Below are 22,198 nucleotides of genomic sequence, written 5' to 3'. Positions count from 1 at the left end.
CATGCGCAAAGCGGACAGGGACCTGCTGTCGCTCGCACTGATGGATGCGCGCAATCATACGCTGCAGCTTTTTGGCCAGTACCAGAATGCGCTGCAAGGCGCGGGATTTGCGGTGCCGTTGCTCGCCACGCTCAATCCGCCCTTGTGGGAGCTGGGCCATGTGGGCTGGTTTCAGGAGCGCTGGATTGGCCGCAACCTGCAGCGGACGCTGGGCACTCGCTGCGATCCCGCGCAGGCCAGGATGGCCTCGATCGAGCCGAACGCAGACCGCTGGTGGGATTCAGATCATGTGGCCCATGACACGCGCTGGACGCTCGATCTGCCGGACATGGGCAGTTGCCGCGCGTATTTACTGGACACGCTGGAAAGCACGCTGGAATTGCTTGAAAAAGCAAGCAGCGACGATGACGCCCTGTACTTTTACCGCCTCTGCCTGTTTCATGAAGACATGCATGGTGAAGCTTTTGCCTACATGGCGCAGGCCTTGGGCCTGCCACTGGACAGGCCTTTTCAGGCGGCTTTTACGCCGGCACCGATGACGCTGCGCGAGCCCTTGCTGATACCGGCCATGACCTGGCAGATGGGCAGTGCCACGGGGCCAGGGAGCGGCTTTGCTTTTGACAATGAAAAAGCGCCGCACCCGATAAGCGTTCCCGAGTTTGAAATTGATGCTCAGGCGGTCAGCTGGGGTCAGTACGTTGAGTTCGTTGGTGATGGCGGCTATGACCGTGAGGCGCTTTGGCATCCGGCGGGCTGGCTGTGGCTGCAGGGACTGGCGGCTGGCGAAGGACGGCGCGGCCCGCGTTATGTCGAGCAGATTGGCCGGTCCGGCGGCGCCGTCATCCAGAACCGCTTTGGTCACGCCATGCGCATGCTTGGAAATCAGCCCGCGATGCATATGAGCTGGTGGGAGGCTGACGCCTGGTGCCGCTGGGCCGGGCGCCGGTTGCCGGCCGAGGTAGAGTGGGAAGTGGCTGCTCACAGGGCGGCGCACCGGGGCTTTCGCTGGGGCGATGTCTGGGAGTGGATGGGCACGACCTTCCGGGCCTATCCGGGTTTTGCGCCCGACCCTTATCAGACCTATTCGCAGCCCTGGTTTGGCAGCCACAAGGTGTTGCGCGGTGCCTCACTGGCGACGCGTGCGCGGATGAAGCATCCGAACTATCGCAACTTCTACCTGCCTGAGCGTGACGATATCTTCTGCGGATTCAGGTCTTGCGCGCTATAAAAAACAGAGCTACTAGTGCCGGTATTACCTGGACAAGGAGCTATTTTTTCTCTTTTTTTCGTTGCGGTAGTGCCACCGTGGCGAGAGCGCGCGCAAGGGCAGCACTTTGCCCCTTCGGGGCGCGCTCGCCGCTGGAGCCCGGCAATTGGTCCGGCATGGTTTGCCATTCATCGCCTTGCAACTTCCTGAGCGGGGCTTGCACTTGCGCCGTCGGCAGTTCGGATTTCAGGCAAACCAGGTGAAAGCGCTCCTGGATCAAAGACACAAGGCCCAGGCTTTTTTCGCGCGCGGCCGCCAAAATCCCCAGGCCCGCATCGGCCGCGCCGCTGGCAACCGCTTGCGCGACGGCGGTGTGCGATGGTTCCCGGGTTTCCTAACCTGAACAGGCGACGGCGTCATGTCTGAGTCGGCCAGCAGGTCGTCCAGCAGCGCTCGCGTACCGGTGCCCTGCGCCCGGTTCCCATCGCGAATGCCGGACGCGCTGGTCCTGGTCCCAGCCCTTCTGTGGCCCCCAGACGTGGCGGCAGGACAGGTCCGGCGACCTGGAGGCGCCGGAGATGGAGCCCTGCTCGCACACGGCATGAAGCATGTCCATCCGGGGGTAGCGTGTCAGGGCGACCCTGCCGCGCTGCGGCGATGGAAGGTAGGAGAACTCGACTTTGCGCATGGCTGGCGATCTCTGCGCTTCTTATCAGTGCGCCTTTTGGCGCGCACTGAAGACGCCGGTGGATCCTGGTCTCCCTGCAAATGGTTTCTTGACGGTCAATACCGGTGCGCGGCGAATCTTTGAACCCTAGGATAAAGTCACGGCAGAACCCATGGCATGAATACCTTCTCAAGCAGCGCCGTCACGGCTTTCTCGCTTATCACCTCGTTTGACCCCCAGTTCGCCAGCATCGTTGTCCGGTCGCTGGCGGTCAGTGCCTGCGCCTGCCTGATCGCCTGCAGCGCCGGGCTGTTGCTGGGTGCCTGGCTGGGCGTGGCGCGCTTCCGGGGCCGCGCCGTCGTGCTGGCCTTGCTCAATACCGCGCTGGCCTTGCCTTCGGTCGTGGTTGGGCTGGTGGTTTATTTGTTGCTGTCGCGCAGCGGACCGCTGGGCTTTCTGGGCTGGCTGTTTTCTTTCAAGGCCATGGTGCTGGCCCAGAGCGTGCTGGTGCTGCCTGTCGTCACGGCACTGGTGCGCCAGACGATTGATGACGCCGACCGGAGCCACGGCGAGCAGTTCCAGTCACTGGGCGCGCGCCGATTCATGCGCAGCCTGATTTTGCTGTGGGACGAGCGCTATGCCTTGCTCACCGTGCTGATCGCGGCCTTTGGCCGCGCCATTTCGGAGGTCGGCGCGGTGATGGTGGTGGGCGGCAATATTGAAGGCTTCACGCGTGTCATGACGACGTCGATCGCGCTGGAAACCAGCAAGGGCGACTTGCCGCTGGCGCTGGCGCTGGGCCTGGTGCTGCTGGGGGTGGTGCTGGTGCTCAACATCCTGATTGCGCTGGTACGGCACTGGCGCGAACAGCTCGATGACCAGTTGCCGGACGTGGAGGTGATTCTGGCATCGACTCCGGCCGCGCGGGGAGCGCCATCATGACGACAATTTTTGGTTTGCAGTCCGTCAGCGTCAATTTTGGCTGCGTGCAGGCACTCCGAGCCTGTACGCTGCGTGTTACAGCCGGCGAAAAGCTGGCGCTGGTGGGTTCCAACGGCAGCGGTAAAAGCACTTTGCTGCGAACGCTGCACGGACTCATCCAGCCCGCAGCGGGCAGTTTTCAGAATGATGCGCGCGTCCGCCAGGCCATGCTGTTTCAGCGCCCATACATGTTGCGAGCCAGTGTGCTGAACAACGTGGCGCTGGGCCTGTGGCTGAACGGTGTTCCCTGGCAGCAGGCCAAGGCGCAGGCGTTTGAAGCACTGGAGCGTGTCGGCCTGGCCGACCTGGCGCGGCGCAATGCCAAAACCCTGTCGGGTGGACAGCAGCAACGCGTGGCACTGGCGCGGGCCTGGGCGCTTAAAGCCCAGGTCTTGCTGCTCGATGAACCGACTTCCAGCCTGGACCCGTCGGCCAAGCGCGAGGTTGAGCGGCTGATGTCCGAGTTCGCCGACGCCGGCATGACGCTGATTTTCAGCAGCCACAATCTGGGTCAGGTCAAACGCCTGGCCAGCCGCGTGATCTACCTGGAGCAGGGCAAACTGATTGTCGATTTGCCAGTGGCTGCGTTTTTTGAAGGCCGCCTGCCCGAGGCAGCAGAAAATTTTCTAAAAGGAGAGCTTGCATGACGACGCGCACCGGAATTGATCGTTTTTTCAGGCCATTCAAAGCGCTTGTCCAAGTAACATGGACATTGACAGCTATTGTTTCGATAGCACAGACTAATCCGGAATTGAGCGCCATCGTGATGGCTTCGACCACCTCTACCGAACAGTCCGGGCTGTTCCCCTACCTGCTGCCGGAGTTCAAAAAAGCCACCGGCCTTGACGTGAAGGTTGTGGCTGTAGGCACAGGCCAGGCGATTGACATGGGCCGGCGTGGCGACGCTGATCTGCTGTTCGTGCACGACCAGGTGGCCGAGGAGAAAGTTGTGGCCGAAGGTTTTGCCATCAGGCGCTTCCCGGTCATGTACAACGACTTCGTGCTGATTGGCCCCGCCGCTGATCCGGCCGGGGTCAAAGGCAAGGACATTGCCCTGGCGCTGAAAAAGGTCAACGCCGCCAACTCAACTTTTATCTCGCGCGGCGACAAAAGCGGCACGCACGCGGCCGAGCTGCGTTACTGGAAAATCGCTGGCGTCGAGCCCACGGTTTCTGCCGCTTATAAAGCTTGCGGTTGCGGCATGGGCCCGGCGCTGAACATGGCGGCCAGTCTGGGGGCTTATGTGCTGGCAGACCGCGGCACCTGGCTGTCTTTCAAAAATCGCGCGGGCCTGGCTGTACTGGTGGAAGGCGATGCGCGACTTTTTAACCAGTATGGCGTGATGGTGGTCAACCCCGTAAAGCACCCGCAGACCAAAGTGGTCGAGGCGCAGAAGTTTGTCGATTGGATCATCTCCCCGGCTGGGCAGGGTGTGATTGCCGCGTACAAGATCCATGGTGAACAGCTGTTTTTCCCTAACGCCGCGCCGTAAGCAAGCCGGGTAAGCAAGCCTGGCGGTGCAGCTGGACAGGATGGCACGCGTCTTCATGATTTTCACGTTTCATGCCGTGCACTCACTGACGCAGACTGCCTGTGTGGGTTCTTCCTTTCCGGCCACGGGATTGCCGCTGTCCATTTGCCGGCGCATCGGGCCGGCCCTGCTTTGAACTAAAATTTTAGTGAATTTGTGTTGCGGGGGCAAGTTGTCCGCGACGCGTGACCGCCGGCATTCAAGGGGCGTCGAACCGGTGAACCCGGCAGCCAGGTCTGGAGCGCGGTGGCCATACCCGGACTGTCGGACAAGGGCCCGTGGTCACAGGCCGGGAAGTCGTCATTTTTTGCTTCTGTCGCGGTGCACGGGTCGGGCGCTCATGACATCGAACTCCAGCCGGAACGAAATCAGGCCATCCCGGAATTTTTTAAGTCGCGTTATTGGAGAACCCATGAAACTGAAACTATTGACCGCTACCCTTACGCTTGCCTGCAGTGCGCTGTATGCCCAAACCGTCGAGGTTAAGGACGCGTGGGTTCGCTCCCCCGTGAAGGGCCAGCAGGGTACGGGCGCCTTCATGAACATCACGGCCAAAGAGGCTACCCGGCTGGTAGGTGTTTCTTCTCCCGTGGCCGGCGTCGCGCAAGTGCATGAAATGAAGATGGAAGGCGACGTCATGAAAATGCGCGCCGTGCCGGTACTGGATTTGCCGGCAGGGCGAACCGTACAACTCAAGCCCGGCGGTTACCACATCATGCTGATGGACCTGAAGCAGCCCCTGCCCAAAGACGGCAAAGTGGCGCTGACGCTGCGCTTCATGGACGCCAAAGGGCTTGAGAGCAGGCTTGAACTTGCGGTGCCCGTCAGTCAGGCAGCGCCCACTGCGGGAAACGGTGCCGGGCCAGGCCATGCTGAAGACAAGGCAAAACAGCACGGCGCCCAGAAAAATTGAACTGCTGAGGTGGGGCAGTTTTACAGACCCGGTTGTGCAGACGCCCCTTGTTGCAGGCCCGGAGAAACTTTATCCGGTCCTGCTGCAGCTGATGCAAACTTGACTTTTGTCATGGTCTGCAGGCAAGGGTCAGCGCATCCTTGGAGGCTGTCAGAATAGTTTTTCAGGAGACCGCCATCAAACACACCAGCCTGCAAATCATCCGCGACGAGCATTCGTCACTGGCCGCCATGCTCCGGTCCATGCGCATGATGGTCGAGCGCGGCCCCAACGATAACCCGGAGCAGTTCTTCGACGTGTTGCGCGCAATGCTGTTTTACATTGATGAGTTCCCGGAGCGTCTGCATCATCCCAAGGAGTCGAACCTGCTGTTTCCGAGAGTGGTTCGGGCGGCGCCGTCAATCATGGCTGCTGTGCAGCGGCTGGAAAGCGACCACATGAACGGTGAAAAAGCCGTGCGTGAACTTCAGCATCTGTTGCTGGCCTGGGAGTTGCTGGGCGAGCCGCGCAAACCTGCTTTCGTGACGCAATGCAACGACTACGTAAAATTTTATCTGGAGCACATGCGGCTGGAAGAAACCGTGATCCTGCCGGAAGCCGAGAAAGTGCTGACCGATGCCGAGTGGAAGGAACTGGACGCGGCCTTCGAGAAGAACTGCGACCCGTTGACCGGCAAGTATCTGCCCGACCCGGCTTATGACCGCTTGTTTACGCGGATTGTGATGCGGGCACCGGCACCGATCGGGCTGGGTGACGTGTGATCGCTAAAAGGTAGTCGGGCGCTTTTCTATGCTGCCCTGGAAGCCATCAAAAACATAGCGGTTTTGATGCCTGCCGCCGTCATCAGCAGCGAACCCAGCAGATGCAGCAGGGCAGTGCCTGCGGCCAGGCCGTAACGCTCTTCCAACAGATAGACCACGACTTCAGCCGAAAAAGTGGAAAACGTCGTAAGCCCGCCCAGAAAACCGGTCACTAGCAGCAGGCGCCAGATTGGGTCCAATTGGGGCATGGACTGAAAAACGGCGATACACACGCCAATCAGATAGCCTCCGATCAGATTGGCGGCCAGTGTTCCCCATGGAATTACGCCTCCGGGTGTCAGCCACAAAGCAAGACCCCAGCGGGACAGCGCGCCCACGGAGGCGCCGATACAAATGGCTAGAACAGGCAGCATGGCTTCATTTTGCCCGACAGCCAGCTCGCTACGCGCGTAGAAAGCCACAGCAGCAGCACCCTATTGCACACCAGCGGGAATAAAAGCAGGAATAGAAGCAGGAATAGAAGCAGGAATAGAAGCAGGGTGTGGCCTGCGAAGGTGGCGATTTCCCTGACGGCATTACGCTGCAGCACAAAGACAATCGCGGGCAGGAAACCGTAATAGGATGGTGAGCGCAAATCGCCAGCCTCCGCAGGCGTACTCCAACAGTGCTGTTACCACGGATAAACCGGCATGAATCTCCGCTTTGTTGAAGCTTTCTACTGGGTAGCTGCCCTAAAAAGTATCTCAAGAGCCGCTGAAAAGCTGTATGTCACGCAGTCGGCCATGTCCAGCCGAATTTCTACGCTGGAGGAAGAGCTTGGCGTGCTGCTGCTGGACCGGCGCGACAAGCAGTTCAAGCTGACCGTGGCTGGCGCGCGGTTTCTGGTGTATGCCCAAAAGCTGCTGGAATTGCAACGCGAAGTCAAGGCAGAGATGGGTTCCGGCACCACGCCAGCGGTGTCGATGCGCATCGGCGCAATCGAATCGGTGCTGCACTCCTGGCTGATTCCCTGGCTCGAAAAGCTGCGCGCTGACCATCCCGGCCTGGAACTGGAACTGACGGTTGAAACCACGCCAATTTTGATCGACCAGATACAGCGGGGCACACTCGACCTGATGTTTGCGGTGTTGCCCGCCTCAGCCGACGGGGTGAGAAATCATGCGCTGCCGTCCATGGAGATGGCGTTTGTGGGTCATCCGGGGCTGCATAAAAAAAGAAATTACCGGCTGGGCGAACTGGCGGAGATGGAGTTGCTGACATTCCAGAGGGGCTCCCAGCCCCATGTGACCTTGCTCGATCTCTTCAGGCAGCACCGTATGGAGCCCAAAAAGGTGCACGCCATTTCGTCGATTTCCGCGATGGTGCAATTGGTACAAGGGGGCTTCGGTGTGGCCTTGCTGCCGCGTCGTGCGGTGCAGCGGCTGACCGGCTTTGCCAGCCTCAAATTGCTGGCCTGCGACGCGCAACTGAAATCATTGCCGATCCATGCCAGCTACCGAACCGACCCGACCTCGTCGACGGTTGAAACAGTCGTCAAGTCGGCTGTGCAATTTGCCGGAGAGGCCACGGGCGCTGGTTCTGGCACCAAAACGAAGCGTCAAAAAAGTTCAAAAACACCAAAAGAGGAGTCCAAGGGTAAATCCTTATTATCAAAAAAATCGATGTGATAAACGAAAAATTTAGCGCTTGATTTAGTTGTTTGTAAAAAGCAAACTTCGCCAAAGGTCATCCAGCTGTCATGTTTTTAAGAGGAGTATTTGCATGAAAAAATTGTGGTGGGCCCGCGTGGCCGCGGTAGTCGTCGGCGCAGGTATTACATGCAGTGTGCAGGCGCAGCAGGAAATCAAGATCGGTGTTATCTACCCTCTGACCGGTCCTGGCGCTGCCGTCGGTGCCGAGTTGCGCAGCGCGCTTGAACTCGCTGCCGACATCATCAATAACGGCGCGCCGGGCATTTCCGATTTGCCATTCTCAGCGGGCAAGGGTTTGCCGAACCTGAAAGGCGCAAAGATCAAACTGGTGTTTGCCGACCACCAGGCCAACCCGCAGACCGGTTCGACCGAGGCCGAGCGTCTGATTACCCAGGAAAAAGTAGTAGCACTGGTCGGCGCCTACAACAGCGCTGTGACGGCGACTGCGAGTCAGATTGCCGAGCGCGCCGGAATTCCGTTTGTGAACCCGGAATCCTCATCCGCCTCGTTGACGCAGCGCAATTTCAAATGGTTTTTCCGCACCACGCCGCATGACGATCTGTTTGTGCGCAATGCCTTCGAATTCCTCCGGGACCTGGAAGCCAAAAAAGGCATCAAGCCAGGCCTTATCGCTTCCCTGAACGAAAACGGCCTGTGGGGCACTGAAACCACCAAGCTACAGGCCAAGCTGGCGCCCGAGTTCAAGTACAGCCTGGTCAAGCAGGTCGTCTATCCGGCCAAGACCACCCAACTCACGTCCGAGGTCCAAACCCTCAAGGCCGCCAACCCGAACCTGGTGCTGCAGTCGTCGTACACGGCGGACGCCATCCTGTCGATGAAGACATACAAGGAACTCGGATTTTCGCCCGACATGATTCTGGCCAACAATGCCGGTTTTACCGACACCGACTTCATCAAGACGCTGGGCAAGGATGCGGAGTACGTGATCACCCGTGAAGTGTGGGCGCTGGACCTGGCAAGCCGCAACCCGCTGATCAAGCAGGTCAACGACCTTTTCAACAGCCGCTACAAGATCAACTTCACCGGCAACTCGTCGCGTACCTTCACCGGGCTGATGGTGCTTGCCGATGCCATCAACCGCGCTGGCTCGACCGAGCCGCAAGCCATTCGCCAGGCGTTGGCCACTACCGATATTCCCGGCAACAAACTGATCATGCCGTGGAAAGGCGTGAAGTTCGACGCGACCGGACAGAACACGCTGGGGCAGGGCATCCTGGTGCAGATCATCGACGGCAAATACAACACGGTCTGGCCGTTCAGCATGGCCTCACGCGAAGTGGTATGGCCGATGCCGAAATGGGATCAGCGCAAGTAAGCCGGTAACGGTTGCCCTGTTTTAAAAGTAATCCATGACGACTGAAATTGTGCTTCAGACGCTCGCTTCGGGCGTGCTGATCGGGCTGATCTATGCGCTGGTTGCGATTGGCCTGACAATGATTTTTGGCGTTATGGACATTGTGAATTTCGCGCACGGCGAGTTCCTGATGCTCGGCATGTACTCGACCTTCTGGCTCTTCGCCGTGTATGCGCTCGACCCGCTGATCACGTTGCCGCTGACGGTCATCATGTTGTTTGCGTTCGGCATGTTGCTGTACAAGCTGGTGATCGTCCGCATCATCAATGCGCCCATGCTGTCGCAAATTTTTACCACCTTTGGTATCATGATTTTGCTGCGCGGCGTGGCCCAGTTTTTCTGGAAGTCAGATTTCCGTTCAATCGAAAACTCGTCGGTCAGCGGCACCGTCAAGCTGCTCGGAATCCAGCTCGGCAAACCGCAACTGGTGGCCGGCATTGGCGCCATCGTGGTCACTGGCCTGATTTATTTCTTTTTGAACAAGACGCGTCTGGGTGCTGCGCTGGAAGCGACAGCGTCAGACAAAGAGGCTGCGCGGCTGATGGGAATCGACTCGCACAAGATGTTTTCGCTGGCCTGGGGCATTGGAGCGGCCTGCGCCGGAGCGGCCGGCGTACTGCTTTCAACGTTTTTCCCGATCTTTCCCGACGTCGGTGCCAACTTCATCCTGCTGGCTTTCGTGGTCGTCAATTTGGGGGGGTTTGGCAGCGTGACGGGCGCGTTCTGGGCTGGAATTCTGGTCGGCGTGATTGAGGTCATGGGCGGGCTGCTGCTGGGGCCACAGTACAAGACCGCCATCGTCCTGGTGCTGTTTCTGGGCGTGTTGATGTTTCGTCCGCAGGGCTTGATGGGCAAGGCATGACACGCACGACAAGTACGCTCTTTGCCGCTGCAGCATTATTGGCGGTGCTGGTGCTTCCGGCAGTGATCAACGCGTCGTACCTCAACACGGTCATTTTGATCCTTATGGCGGCGCAGGTTGGAGTCGCCTGGAATATGGTGGGCGGCTATGCCGGCCAGGTGTCGCTGGGTCATGCGGCTTTCTATGGGCTGGGTGCTTACGCCTCTACCCTGCTGCTGGTCAGGTTTGGCGTCAATCCCTGGATCGGTGTGCTGTCGGGCGGCCTGATCGCCGCGCTACTCAGCTTGGCTTTCGGCTGGTCGTGCTTCCGGCTCAAGGGCCATTACTTTGCCATGGCCACAATAGCCGTGGCCGAGCTGGTACAGATCTTTTTTACCGAATGGGAGTTCGGCGGCGCGGCGGTCGGCTTGTATGTTCCGATGGACAAACAGGGCTGGCTGTGGATGAACTTTGCCACCAAGCTGCCTTATTACTGGCTTGCGCTTGGACTGCTTCTGCTGACGCTGGTGGCGAACTGGTGGATCGAGCGCAGCTACCTGGGCTACTACTTTCGCGCCATCAAGGACGAACCCGATGCGGCACGCAGCATTGGTGTCAACATCGCGCGCTACAAACAGATTGCACTGTCTGTCAGCGCTTTTTTCACCGCCGTAGGCGGCAGCCTGTATGCGCAAAAGGAACTGTACATCGACCCTAACGCGGTGCTGTCCACGGCGCTGTCGATCAAGATGGCACTGGTGTCCATACTCGGCGGCGTCGGCACGCTATTCGGCCCGGTCCTCGGCGCGGTGGTTCTTACCAGCATCGAGGAATTCACGCGGATATTTTTTGGCGGTACCGGGCGCGGTACCGACGTCATCATTTACGCCAGCCTGATCATCGCGGTTGCGGTGTTCTACCCGACCGGCATCATCGGCTGGCTGCGCAGTTTCAAGGAGCGCCGCCGGGCCCGTGCCGACGCCTCACGCCAGTTGGCAGCCCATGCGGCGAGCGTTCAGGCCGGCAACCGGGAGACCACATGAAGCTGCTGGAAGTCAATCAGCTCAGCAAGCGCTTCGGCGGTTTGATGGCCAATCAGGATGTCTCGTTCAGCGTCGAAAAAGGCCAGGTGGTTGGCCTGATCGGCCCCAATGGCGCTGGCAAAACCACGCTGTTCAATTGCGTGGCGGGATTTTATGTTCCGAATGCCGGCAGCATCATGTTGAACGGGCGCGATATTGCCGGCATGGCTCCGGAAGCCTGTGCCTGGGCCGGGGTAGCGCGTACTTTCCAGGTGGCGCGCACCTTTACCAGCATGACCGCTTGCGAGAACGTGATGACGGCGGCCATGCTGCGCGAGCACAACGTCGCCAGGGCCCGGGTAGCGGCCCTGCAATGGCTGGCCTTTGCCAATCTGGAGCGCTTTGCCGATCGACCCGCCGGCAGCATGACGATCAGCGAGCAGCGGCGCTTGGCGGTAGCGCGGGCGCTGGCGATTGAGCCGTGCATCCTGTTGATGGATGAAGTCATGGCGGGACTAAACCCTTCCGAGGTCCGCGAAGCAGTCGAGGTGGTGCTCAAGATACGCGACCAGGGCATTGCCTGCCTGATCGTTGAGCATGTGCTCGAAGGAATCATGCCAATCGCCGACAAGATCGTGGTGCTGGACCGGGGCGTAAAAATTGCCGAAGGCACGCCGCAGGAAGTGTCGAACGATCCGGTCGTGATCTCCGCTTATCTCGGAGATTGACAATGCTTGAAATCAAGAATCTCAGGGTTTGCTATGACGAAGTGCTGGCAATTTCCGATGTCAGCCTGACAGTGGAGACCGGCAAGATCGTCGCGCTGGTCGGAGGCAATGGCAATGGCAAGTCGACCACCTTGCGGGCCGTAGCGGGCCTGAATGCGGCGGCTGGCGGCAGCATCACCTTCAACGGCCAGGCCATCGACCGCATGCCCGCGCACAAGCGCGTACCGCTGGGCCTGTCGCTGGTACCGGAAGGCCGGCGGCTGTTTCCGCGCCTGACGGTGCTCCGCAACCTGCAGCTGGGTGCTTTCACGCGGCTTGACCGGCACGAAGTCGCTCAGGGCATTGACGAGATGCTGACGCTGTTTCCGATATTGAAAGAAAGAGCGTCCCAATTGGCCGGCACCATGAGCGGTGGCGAGCAGCAGATGCTGGCGATTGCGCGCGGCCTGATGGCGCGGCCCAAACTGCTGATGCTCGATGAGCCGTCCTGGGGCATCGCGCCCAAGTTCGTCACCAAGGTACTTGAGGTGATTCAACAGGTCAACCAGACCGGCGTCTCCATTTTGCTGGTCGAGCAAAACCTGCAAAAGGCGCTGAGCATCGCGCATTACGGCTATGTCATCCAGACCGGGCGCATCGTCATGCAGGGCACGGGCCAGGAGCTGCTGCATGACGAACGCATCAAAAAAGCTTATCTGGGTCTGTAGGCCCGGCGTTTCCCCCCCTTAATTCGAATGCATTCAAAGAGCAAATCATGACTTCAGCGATTCAAAAACCAGCAGAACTCCGGCAACAGGCCAGGACGGGCGAGTTCAAATCGCCCACGGCCGGCTTCGCGCCCGGCTATCTGCAGGCCAATTTGATGGTCATTCCGCAGGCGCAGGCTTTTGACTTTTTGTTGTTCTGCCAGCGTAACCCAAAGCCTTGCCCGCTGATTGAAGTGCTGGAGCCGGGCCAGCGCGAGCCGGCCTGCGCGAAGGGCGCAGACATCGCGACCGACATCCCCGGTTACCGCGTCTACCGCGACGGCCAATTTGTCGATGAGCGGAGCGAAATCGCAAGCTTGTGGCGGAGCGATTTCGTCAGCTTTCTCATCGGCTGCAGCTTCTCGTTCGAAGCGGCGGTGGCTGAGACCGGCATTTTGCTGCGCCATGTCGAGCAGCGGCGCAACGTCGCCATGTACCGCACCAACCTGGCTTGTGCGCCCTCTGGCCCCTTCAGCGGCGAAATGGTGGTGAGCATGCGCCCCATCAAAAGCCGCGACGTGGCCAGGGTGGTCGAGATTTCTGGCCGGTTTCCGTTGGCGCATGGCGCGCCGGTGCATGTCGGCAATCCGGCTGCGATCGGGATCGCCGATCTTGCGCAGCCCGATTACGGTGATTCGGTCACCCTCATGGATGATGAAGTCCCGGTGTTCTGGGCCTGTGGCGTGACGCCGCAATGGATTGCGCAGTCAAGCCGTCTGGCGCTGTGCATCACGCATGCACCTGGCAAGATGTTTGTCACGGATGTTCGTGGCTGAGCACTGGGCAGAAAACAGGTTCAAAAAAATGACGCAAGAAAACACATCAAACGCGGGCAGCGGGCGCTGGCAGTTCTGGGTTGACCGGGGCGGCACTTTCACCGACGTGGTCGGCAAGCGGCCTGATGGAACGCTGGTCACGCACAAGCTGTTGAGCGAAAACCCGGAGCAGTACCCCGATGCGGCAGTCGCCGGTATCCGCCACCTGCTGGGACTGCAGGCCGGCGAGCCGGTTCGAGCCGATGTGGTTGATTGCGTGAAAATGGGCACCACGGTCGCCACCAATGCACTGCTGGAGCGCAAGGGCGAGCCCACGCTGCTGGTCACCACGCGGGGCTTTCGCGATGCGCTGCGCATTGCCTACCAGAATCGCCCGCGATTGTTTGATAGAAATATCGTGCTGCCCGAGCTGCTCTACAGCGCCGTGGTGGAAGCCGACGAACGCGTCAGCGCGCAGGGCGATGTGCTGCAGCCGCTTGAGGAAGCGCTATTAAAACAGGCGCTTCTTGCGCAATACCAGAGCGGCCTACGAAGCCTTGCGATTGTTTTTATGCACGGTTATCGCTTCACCGATCACGAAAAGGCCGCCAGCCGCATTGCCGCCGAAGCCGGCTTCACGCAGATCAGCACGTCGCATGAAACCAGCCCGATGATGAAGTTCGTCAGCCGGGGCGACACCACCGTGGTCGATGCCTACCTGTCGCCCATCCTGCGCCGCTATGTCGAGCAGGTGGCCGGCGAGATGCCAGGCGTGAAATTGTTTTTTATGCAGTCCTCGGGCGGCTTGACCGATGCGAATGCGTTCCAGGGTAAGGATGCGATTTTGAGCGGACCGGCCGGCGGCATTGTCGGCATGGCGCGAACTGCCGCCATCGCCGGTATCGAGAAGGTGATCGGCTTTGACATGGGCGGCACCTCCACCGATGTGTCGCATTACGCCGGTGAGTTCGAACGCGAGTTTGAAACCCAAGTGGCCGGTGTGCGCATGCGCGCACCCATGATGGGCATCCACACGGTGGCAGCCGGTGGCGGTTCGGTGCTGGCCTTTGACGGTGCGCGTTTTCGGGTCGGCCCTGAGAGCGCCGGCGCCAACCCCGGCCCGGCGAGCTACCGGCGCGGCGGGCCGCTGGCGGTAACCGACGCGAACCTGATGGTCGGCAAGGTCCAGCCGCGTTATTTCCCCCGGGTCTTTGGTCCGCATGCGGACGAGCCGCTGAGTGCCGAGGTGGTGCGAGCCAAATTCGATGAACTGGCGTTGCAGACCGGCCGTAGCGCCGAAGAAGTAGCCGAAGGTTTCATCAACATTGCCGTGCAGCAGATGGCCAATGCCATCAAGAAGATTTCGGTCGCGCGCGGCTATGACGTGACGCGCTACACGCTGCAGTGTTTTGGCGGTGCAGGCGGCCAGCACGCCTGCCTGGTGGCCGATGCGCTGGGCATGACGAGGGTGTTTGTGCATCCGCTGGCGGGGGTTTTGAGCGCCTACGGCATGGGGCTGGCCGACCAGAACGTGATTCGCGAGCAGGCGGTGGAGCGTACGCTTTCCAGCGCTGCATTGCCCGATGTTGCCGACGCGCTCAAGGCCCTGACCGCTACGGCGAAAGCCGAATTGCAGCGCCAGCAGCTCAGCAGCGGTGCCATCACCACGCACCAGCGCGTGCATGTCCGCTACGAGGGCAGTGACGCGGCGCTGATCGTTCCTTTTGGCCCGCTGGACCAGATCGAAGCAGGCTTTGAAGCCGCTTACCGGCAGCGCTTTTCATTCCTCATGCCCGGCAAGGGCCTGGTCGTCGAAGCCGTGTCGGTCGAGGCCGTGATAGCGGGTGATGCGCCGGCAGAGCCGCGCTACGCCCTACACGAAGCGCGCGACATGGCCGATGTGCGCCGCGAAATCGTTCGCATGTATTCAGGTGGCCAGTGGCACGACGCGGCGCTGGTAGTGCGTGAAGACCTGCGGCCGGGTGACCTCGTTGCCGGTCCGGCCATCATTGCCGAGAAAAACGCCACCACCGTGGTCGAGCCCGGCTGGGAAGCGAATTTGACCGCTCTAGACCACCTGATCCTTGACAGACGGTCTGAGCGAGCGGTTAAATTCGCAGCAGGCACGACGGTCGATCCGGTGTTGCTAGAAGTGTTCAACAACCTCTTCATGAACATTGCCGAGCAGATGGGACTGCAGCTGCAGAACACCGCCGACTCGGTCAACATCAAGGAGCGGCTGGACTTCAGCTGCGCACTGTTTGACACCGAAGGCAACCTGATTGCCAACGCGCCGCACATGCCGGTGCATCTGGGCTCCATGGGTGAGAGCATCAAGACGGTGATTCGCGAGAATGCCGGAAAAATGCAGCCGGGCGATGTCTATGTGCTGAACGACCCTTACCACGGCGGCACGCATCTGCCTGACATCACCGTGATCACGCCGGTTTATCTGCGAACTGCAATGCAGCCCACGTTTTACGTTGGTTCTCGCGGCCATCATGCCGACGTTGGCGGCATCACGCCAGGCTCGATGCCGCCGTTTTCCACGCGGATTGAGGAAGAGGGCGTGCAGATCAACAACTTCTTGCTGGTTGATCGGGGTGCACTGCGCGAAACCGAGATGATGGCTTTGCTAAGTGGTCGTGCCGTCGCCGGGCCGCCCCAAGACGGCGCAGCCCCCTCGGGGGGCAGCAAGGACACGCCAGTGCCGAGCGTTGGGGCGATGTACCCATCGCGAAATCCGCAGCAGAACATGGCGGACCTGAAAGCCCAGATCGCCGCCAATGAAAAGGGCGTGCAGGAGCTGCACAAGATGGTGGATCAGTTCAGCCTGGAGGTGGTTCTGGCCTACATGCGCCATGTGCAGGACAACGCCGAAGAGTCGGTGCGCCGCGTAATCACGCGCTTGAAAGACGGCCAGTTCACGCTGCCGCTGGACAACGGCGCGCAGATCCAGGTGGCGATTCGCGTCGACACCCACAACCGCTGCGTCGAAATTGACTTCACCGGCACCTCGCCCCAGCAGACCAACAATTTCAACGCGCCGACGGCCGTCTGCATGGCGGCGGTTCTGTATGTCTTTCGTACGCTGGTGGATGACGACATCCCGCTCAACGCCGGATGCCTGAAACCGCTCAGGGTGATCATCCCCGCCGGCTCGATGCTGAATCCGAATCCGCCGGCCTCGGTGGTGGCCGGCAATGTGGAAACCTCCACCTGCATCACCAACGCGCTCTACGGCGCGTTAGGCGTGATGGCGGCCAGCCAGTGCACGATGAACAACTTCACCTTCGGCAATGCGCGGCACCAGTATTATGAAACCATTTCCGGCGGGTCGGGTGCCGGAGATGGTTTTAACGGTACATCGGTCGTGCAAACCCACATGACCAATTCACGCCTGACCGACCCCGAGGTGCTGGAGTTCCGTTTTCCGGTGCGATTGGAGAGCTATGAGATTCGCCAGTACTCGGGCGGCGCCGGGCGCTGGGTGGGGGGCAATGGCGGCGTGCGCCGCGTCAAATTTCTGGAGCCCATGACGGCCAGCATCCTGTCCAATGGCCGCAAGCATGGCGCTTTCGGCATGGCCGGCGGCGAGCCTGGAGCGGTCGGAAAAAACGTCGTGGTGCGGGCTGATGGCCGGATTGAAGCGCTGGCGCATATCGGCCAGGCCGAGATGCAGCCCGGAGACGTTTTCGAGATCCATACGCCGGGCGGCGGCGGTTTTGGTCGATTAAAGAGCAAAAACAACCTGTAGTCCATTATTTATGGTTATAGTTTGCTATTGATTCAGGAGCATTTATGGGCCTGTTGTGCGATAACTACCGCTTTCTGGCGCGCTACAACCGCTGGATCAACCAACGCCTGTTTGACGCCTGCGAGGGGCTGACCGATCAGCAGCGCACGCAGGAGCGCGGCGCTTTTTTCGGCTCGCTTCACCGGACGCTCAGTCATCTGGTCGTGGCTGACCAGATCTGGCTGCGCCGATTTGTCCAGTGCGGCACTGACAACGGTGTCACGCTGGTCAGCCTGAACGCGGCGGTGCTCGATCTGCCGGCCGGCAGCCAGCTCGACACCGTACTGTTCGATGATTGGAACGTCTTGCGCGCCAAACGTGAGCAGCTCGACGCCGCGATCGAGGCCTGGATAACAGACCTACCCGGAACTTACCCGCAATTCACCATGGCTTACAGCAACAGCAAGGGTGTTCAACGCGCTCACCCGGCCTGGCAGGCCATGACGCATTTTTTCAACCACCAGACGCATCACCGTGGGCAGGCCACGACACTGCTGACGCAGGCGGGCGTCGAAATCGGTTTGACGGATCTGATTGCGCTGGTTTGAAGGCCGGCGGTGCCCTGAATCTCATGGCAAACCGTCCCGGAAATATAAGGCGCTATAAAAATCATAGCTAATGATGCCGATATCGATAGGACATGAGCTTTATTTGACCATGAAATCGGCGGCAGGAAGCACCCGGGCGGCTGCGCCTCGACGGATTTGCCTGGATGCTCTGCATGCCTATTTCGGGCATCGGCTGATCCGGTACCGCACCTTTTCGCCTTTTTCTCGCCTTCATGGGCGTGATGGTCGGCATCGTGCGGGCAGAAATTCGATTTCCTGAAGGAGCACGCTCCCACCGGCAGTTTGCGTAAAGTGCAGCGCGGTCTTGACGCTGAAAAATGTGGCATGGCAGAGTCAGTCAGCTGAGCAAAAAAATGCCGGACTGGCGCCGGCACTGTATGAAACGACCCGCCGAGCGCCTGCCACGCCAGTGGTGCGCTTTCGTTTTCAGGCGCTAAAGAAATTCTTCAACTTGTCAGTCCAGCCTTCTTCACTGGGCAGATGCTTGGCACCGCCTTTTTTCAACGATTCATCCAGTTCCTTGAGCAGCTTGCGCTGATGCTCCGTCAGCTTCACCGGTATTTCCACGGTAACGTGGCAGTAAAGATCACCCGGGTAGCTTGAGCGTACGCCCTTGATACCTTTGCCGCGCAGCCGGAATTGTTTGCCTGCCTGGGTGCCGTCAGGAATGTCGATGGCTGCCTTGCCAGCCAACGTGGGCACCTCGATTTCACCGCCCAGGGCGGCAATCGTGAAGCTGATGGGGACGGCGCAGTGCAGGTCATCGCCGTCACGTTCAAAAATTTCGTGTTTCTTGATGCGTATCTCGATGTAGAGATCACCGGGCGGGCCGCCGTTGCTGCCGGGCTCGCCATTGCCGGTCGAACGGATACGCATGCCATCGTCAATACCAGCGGGGATCTTGACTTCAAGCGTCTTGTTATTTTTCGTCTTGCCGACGCCGTGGCAGGCGACGCAAGGCGAAGGAATCAGCTTGCCCGTGCCCTTGCATTGTGGACAGTTCTGTTGCACGCTGAAAAATCCCTGGCGCATTTGGACCACACCGTGACCGTGGCAGGTCGTGCAGGTCGCCACTTTGGTGCCCGGTTTGGCGCCGCTTCCCTGGCAGGTGGCGCAGTCGTCCCAGCTCGGAATACGGATCTGCGCATCCTTGCCATGCGCTGCTTCTTCCAGGGTGATTTCCATCGCGTAGCTCAGATCCCCACCGCGAAACACCTGGCGGCCAGCGCGCTGCTGCCCGCCACGCTGAGCGCCGAACACATCGCCGAAAATGTCGCCGAACGCTTCGGCAAATCCGCCAAAACCTTCCGCGCCCGGGCCACCTCGCATGTTGGGGTCAACGCCCGCATGCCCATACTGATCGTAGGCAGAGCGTTTGCTTTCGTCGGAAAGCATCTCGTAGGCCTCCTTGGCCTCCTTGAATTTCTCTTCCGAAATTTTGGACTTCTCACCCTGGTTGCGATCAGGGTGATGCTTCATCGCGAGCTTGCGGTAGGCTTTCTTGATGTCTTCGTCGCTGGCGTTTTTTGGGACGCCTAGCGTGTCGTAATAATCTTTTTTGGACATGTCAGGTCAGGAAGTTTTTGAGGGGCCTGCGGTCAGCAAGCAAAACAGGTGTGCTGGGCACTGAATGAAGGCTTGCGCCAGGAAAAAAATGCGAAAGCGGAAATCCCGGATCGCTCCTGGTTTCCGCTTTGCTGGGTATCGCCAGAGACTCTTCTCGGCAATCTTGCACCTAACTCGTGCGTTTAGCCCTTCTTGACTTCCTTGACTTCAGCATCCACCACGTTGTCATCGGCGGGTTTGGCCTGAGCTTGTTCGGCACCCGCTGCGCCAGCTGCGCCACCGGGAGTTGCCTGCGAGGCCTGCATGTCAGCGTACATTTTTTCGCCCAGCTTCTGGCTGGCTTCCATTAAGGCCGCGTTTTTGGCTTCAATCGCGGCTTTGTCGTCGCTCTTCAGGGCTTCTTCCATGTCCTTGATGGACAGTTCGATTTTTTCCTTCTCGCCAGCGTCCAGCTTGTCGCCATATTCACCCAGCGATTTTTTCACGCTATGAACCATGGCTTCGGCGCTGTTCTTGGCCTGAACGAATTCGACCTTTTTCTTGTCGTCTTCGGCATTCAATTCGGCATCTTTCACCATCTGCTGAATTTCTGCTTCAGACAGGCCGGAGTTGGCCTTGATGGTGATCTTGTTTTCCTTGCCCGTGCCCTTGTCCTTGGCGCCGACGTGAAGGATGCCGTTGGCGTCAATATCAAAAGACACTTCAATCTGCGGCGTGCCCCTTGATGAGGGTGGAATGCCTTCCAGGTTGAACTCGCCAAGCGCCTTGTTGCCGGAAGCAATCTCACGTTCACCCTGGAACACCTTGATCGTTACGGCCGGCTGGTTGTCTTCAGCCGTCGAGAAGGTCTGGGCAAACTTGGTCGGGATGGTCGTGTTTTTCTTGATCATCTTGGTCATCACGCCGCCCATGGTCTCAATACCCAGGGACAACGGGGTGACGTCAAGCAGCAACACGTCGGAGCGGTCGCCAGACAGCACCTGGCCCTGAATGGCAGCGCCGACGGCCACGGCTTCATCAGGGTTCACGTCCTTGCGAGGCTCCTTGCCGAAAAACTCCTTGACCTTTTCCTGCACCTTGGGCATGCGGGTCATGCCGCCAACCAGGATGACGTCATTAATATCGGACGCTTTGATACCAGCGTCCGTGATCGCGACTCGGCAAGGGGCAATCGTGCGTTCGATAAGCTCATCGACCAGGCTTTCCAGCTTGGCGCGGGTCATCTTTATGCTCAGGTGCTTTGGACCGGAAGCGTCTGCCGTGATGTAGGGCAGGTTGATGTCGGTCTGTGCGCTATTGGAAAGCTCGATTTTTGCCTTTTCTGCAGCTTCTTTCAGTCGTTGCAGGGCCAGCACATCGTTCTTGAGATTGACGCCGGATTCCTTCTTGAACTCGTCGATGATGAAGTCGATGATGCGCTGGTCGAAGTCTTCGCCGCCCAGGAAGGTGTCGCCGTTGGTCGAGAGGACTTCAAACTGCTTTTCGCCATCGACATCGGCAATTTCGATGATCGAGATGTCGAAGGTGCCACCGCCCAGGTCATAGACCGCGATCTTGCGGTCGCCTTTTTCCTGCTTGTCCAGGCCAAAGGCGAGGGCTGCTGCGGTGGGCTCGTTGATGATGCGCTTGACGTCCAGACCGGCAATGCGACCAGCGTCCTTGGTGGCTTGGCGCTGCGCGTCGTTAAAGTACGCAGGCACCGTGATCACGGCGTCTGTGACCGCTTCACCAAGGTAATCTTCAGCAGTTTTTTTCATTTTGCGCAAAATGTCGGCGCTGACCTGCTGAGCCGACATTTTCTTGCCGCGCACCTCGATCCAGGCATCGCCATTGTCAGCCGCCACGATGTTGTAGGGCATCAGGCCGATGTCTTTCTGCACTTCTTTTTCGGTGAACTTGCGGCCGATGAGGCGCTTCACGGCGTAGAGCGTGTTTCTTGGGTTGGTCACCGCCTGACGCTTGGCCGATGCGCCAACCAGCACTTCGCCGTCTTCCTGGTACGCGACGATGGACGGCGTGGTGCGCGCGCCTTCCGAGTTTTCAATGACGCGGGGCGTGTTGCCTTCCATGATGGAAACGCAGCTGTTGGTTGTGCCGAGGTCAATGCCGATGATTCTTCCCATGATTTACTCCTGTTATTTGATTCGTTAAAAATTGGATGCTTGAGACGCTGATTGCTCAGCCCTTTGGCTGAGCAAGCTGTTGATGACTTGTGGATAAGTTTTGCAAGTTCAAGTGTCGCCCCCATTTTTTTATTATTTGGGTGCGGCGACCGTGACCAACGCCGGGCGAAGCACGCGTTCGGCGATCAGATAGCCCTTTTGCAGGACATTCACGACCGTATTGGCCTCCTGATCGGCCGGAATCATGCTGATGGCTTGATGCTGGTGCGGATCAAATTTGCTGCCAGGGGGCGGATCGATCTGGGCCACTTTATTGCGCTCGAGCGCATTTTTGAGCTGCTTGAGCGTGACGTTCGCGCCTTCGCGAAGCTGCCCGAGTGTGGCGTCCTTCATAGCCAGACCCGCTTCGAGGCTGTCGAGCACTGGCAGCAGGCTTTCAGCAAAGCTTTCAAGGGCAAACTTGCGGGCCTTGGAAATCTCATCTTCAGCACGGCGGCGGGAATTTTCGGCATCCGCCTTGGCTCGCAGATAGTTGTCTGCCAGCTCCGTGTTTTTTATTTGCAGACTTGCGAGTTCGGCTTGCGCGCCGTTGACGGCGTCAAACTCGTTGGCGGCCTGCGCGGCTTCCAGCTCTTCAGGGCTGGGTGCACCGCTAAGTGGTTGATTTTGCTGGTGGTGTGTATTTTCAGACATGCGGGTAACCCGGTTTAAAGGTGCTAAGTGGATTAGCTGGGGACTTCAAATCCCTTTTCAAGACAAGGGATTCGGTTTTGATGGGTGTGGCGAGCCACAGGGCAGAAGGGCGACGTGTGACAACTCTGCAACTGGATGGGCAGGGCTCAAAAAAACAGGCCCCAGGCCTGTTTTTTTGAGCCCGTCTTATGCGACCACTAGCTCCTTATTTATTTATTTTTTACAACGGCGAC

The 22,198-nt window shown here is 59.3% G+C and carries 20 protein-coding genes and 1 pseudogene; 15 read left to right on the top strand and 6 right to left on the bottom strand.

Annotation, left to right across the window (positions count from 1 at the left end; genetic code table 11):
* Window position 1: 1 nt before the first annotated feature.
* Window positions 2-1,228, top strand: a complete 1,227-nt coding sequence (senA, locus tag HHJ19_RS06645; protein WP_296905186.1) for a selenoneine synthase SenA — start codon at window positions 2-4, stop codon at window positions 1,226-1,228.
* Between the two features lie 40 nt (window positions 1,229-1,268).
* Here senA and HHJ19_RS06640 read toward each other — a convergent pair.
* Window positions 1,269-1,538 (bottom strand): annotated as a pseudogene (locus tag HHJ19_RS06640) (LysR family transcriptional regulator); the annotation flags it as partial.
* Window positions 1,539-2,051: 513 nt separating this feature from the next.
* Between HHJ19_RS06640 and HHJ19_RS06635 the strand changes: the two are divergent.
* The 5 genes from HHJ19_RS06635 to HHJ19_RS06615 all read left to right on the top strand — a co-directional run bounded on the left by HHJ19_RS06635 (window position 2,052) and on the right by HHJ19_RS06615 (window position 6,060).
* Window positions 2,052-2,816, top strand: a complete 765-nt coding sequence (locus HHJ19_RS06635) for an ABC transporter permease (RefSeq protein ID WP_296905184.1) — start codon at window positions 2,052-2,054, stop codon at window positions 2,814-2,816.
* Complete coding sequence (locus HHJ19_RS06630; protein WP_296905183.1) at window positions 2,813-3,502, top strand: ATP-binding cassette domain-containing protein; 690 nt, start codon at window positions 2,813-2,815, stop codon at window positions 3,500-3,502. Before HHJ19_RS06635 ends, HHJ19_RS06630 begins: the two co-directional genes overlap by 4 nt.
* Entirely contained in the window at window positions 3,499-4,347 is an 849-nt protein-coding gene (locus tag HHJ19_RS06625; protein ID WP_296905181.1) for an extracellular solute-binding protein, read from the top strand. Before HHJ19_RS06630 ends, HHJ19_RS06625 begins: the two co-directional genes overlap by 4 nt.
* A 451-nt stretch (window positions 4,348-4,798) precedes the next feature.
* A complete protein-coding gene (locus tag HHJ19_RS06620; protein WP_296905179.1) occupies window positions 4,799-5,299 on the top strand; it encodes a copper chaperone PCu(A)C in 501 nt (166 codons plus the stop codon).
* Window positions 5,300-5,475: 176 nt separating this feature from the next.
* Entirely contained in the window at window positions 5,476-6,060 is a 585-nt protein-coding gene (locus HHJ19_RS06615) for a hemerythrin domain-containing protein (RefSeq protein WP_296905200.1), read from the top strand.
* A gap of 26 nt (window positions 6,061-6,086) precedes the next feature.
* Here the strand turns inward: HHJ19_RS06615 and crcB are convergent, their stop codons facing one another.
* Both crcB and HHJ19_RS06605 read right to left on the bottom strand, forming a co-directional pair.
* A complete protein-coding gene (crcB, locus tag HHJ19_RS06610) occupies window positions 6,087-6,473 on the bottom strand; it encodes a fluoride efflux transporter CrcB (protein WP_296905177.1) in 387 nt (128 codons plus the stop codon).
* Complete coding sequence (locus HHJ19_RS06605; RefSeq protein ID WP_296905175.1) at window positions 6,458-6,694, bottom strand: hypothetical protein; 237 nt, start codon at window positions 6,692-6,694, stop codon at window positions 6,458-6,460. Before HHJ19_RS06605 ends, crcB begins: the two co-directional genes overlap by 16 nt.
* Before the next feature lie 55 nt (window positions 6,695-6,749).
* Between HHJ19_RS06605 and HHJ19_RS06600 the strand changes: the two genes are divergently transcribed.
* The 9 genes from HHJ19_RS06600 (at window position 6,750) to HHJ19_RS06560 (ending at window position 17,562) form a co-directional block, all read left to right on the top strand.
* Window positions 6,750-7,727 carry a LysR family transcriptional regulator gene (locus HHJ19_RS06600; RefSeq protein WP_296905173.1) on the top strand — a complete coding sequence of 326 codons (978 nt, stop codon included), beginning with the start codon at window positions 6,750-6,752 and terminating at the stop codon, window positions 7,725-7,727.
* A gap of 94 nt (window positions 7,728-7,821) precedes the next feature.
* Window positions 7,822-9,087, top strand: coding sequence for an ABC transporter substrate-binding protein (locus HHJ19_RS06595; RefSeq protein WP_296905171.1), 1,266 nt, complete (start codon window positions 7,822-7,824; stop codon window positions 9,085-9,087).
* A 34-nt stretch (window positions 9,088-9,121) separates the two neighbouring features.
* Window positions 9,122-9,988, top strand: a complete 867-nt coding sequence (locus HHJ19_RS06590) for a branched-chain amino acid ABC transporter permease (protein WP_296905169.1) — start codon at window positions 9,122-9,124, stop codon at window positions 9,986-9,988.
* Window positions 9,985-11,010, top strand: coding sequence for a branched-chain amino acid ABC transporter permease (locus tag HHJ19_RS06585; RefSeq protein WP_296905167.1), 1,026 nt, complete (start codon window positions 9,985-9,987; stop codon window positions 11,008-11,010). The genes HHJ19_RS06590 and HHJ19_RS06585 overlap by 4 nt, the downstream gene beginning before the upstream one ends.
* Window positions 11,007-11,717, top strand: a complete 711-nt coding sequence (locus HHJ19_RS06580) for an ABC transporter ATP-binding protein (protein ID WP_296905165.1) — start codon at window positions 11,007-11,009, stop codon at window positions 11,715-11,717. The genes HHJ19_RS06585 and HHJ19_RS06580 overlap by 4 nt, the downstream gene beginning before the upstream one ends.
* 2 nt (window positions 11,718-11,719) lie before the next feature.
* Entirely contained in the window at window positions 11,720-12,424 is a 705-nt protein-coding gene (locus HHJ19_RS06575) for an ABC transporter ATP-binding protein (RefSeq protein WP_296905163.1), read from the top strand.
* 47 nt (window positions 12,425-12,471) lie between these two features.
* A complete protein-coding gene (locus tag HHJ19_RS06570) occupies window positions 12,472-13,239 on the top strand; it encodes a putative hydro-lyase (protein WP_296905161.1) in 768 nt (255 codons plus the stop codon).
* Between the two features lie 28 nt (window positions 13,240-13,267).
* Window positions 13,268-16,975 carry a hydantoinase B/oxoprolinase family protein gene (locus tag HHJ19_RS06565; protein WP_296905159.1) on the top strand — a complete coding sequence of 1,236 codons (3,708 nt, stop codon included), beginning with the start codon at window positions 13,268-13,270 and terminating at the stop codon, window positions 16,973-16,975.
* 44 nt (window positions 16,976-17,019) lie between these two features.
* Entirely contained in the window at window positions 17,020-17,562 is a 543-nt protein-coding gene (locus tag HHJ19_RS06560) for a DinB family protein (protein WP_296905157.1), read from the top strand.
* 447 nt (window positions 17,563-18,009) lie between these two features.
* Here the strand turns inward: HHJ19_RS06560 and dnaJ are convergent, their stop codons facing one another.
* The 3 genes from dnaJ to grpE form a co-directional block, all read right to left on the bottom strand.
* Window positions 18,010-19,149: a molecular chaperone DnaJ gene (gene dnaJ / locus HHJ19_RS06555; protein WP_296905156.1), complete on the bottom strand. Its 1,140-nt coding sequence runs from the start codon at window positions 19,147-19,149 to the stop codon at window positions 18,010-18,012.
* Window positions 19,150-19,331: 182 nt separating this feature from the next.
* Window positions 19,332-21,272 (bottom strand): molecular chaperone DnaK, encoded by a 1,941-nt coding sequence (gene dnaK, locus HHJ19_RS06550; protein ID WP_296905154.1) that lies wholly within the window; start codon window positions 21,270-21,272, stop codon window positions 19,332-19,334.
* A gap of 132 nt (window positions 21,273-21,404) precedes the next feature.
* Window positions 21,405-21,965: a nucleotide exchange factor GrpE gene (grpE, locus tag HHJ19_RS06545; protein WP_296905152.1), complete on the bottom strand. Its 561-nt coding sequence runs from the start codon at window positions 21,963-21,965 to the stop codon at window positions 21,405-21,407.
* Window positions 21,966-22,198: the final 233 nt, after the last annotated feature.

This window comes from Polaromonas sp., assembly GCF_012927415.1.
Classification (GTDB): Bacteria; Pseudomonadota; Gammaproteobacteria; order Burkholderiales; family Burkholderiaceae_C; genus Polaromonas.
Note: the sequence above shows the minus strand (reverse complement) of the source record. Positions and strands in the feature narration are given on the sequence as shown.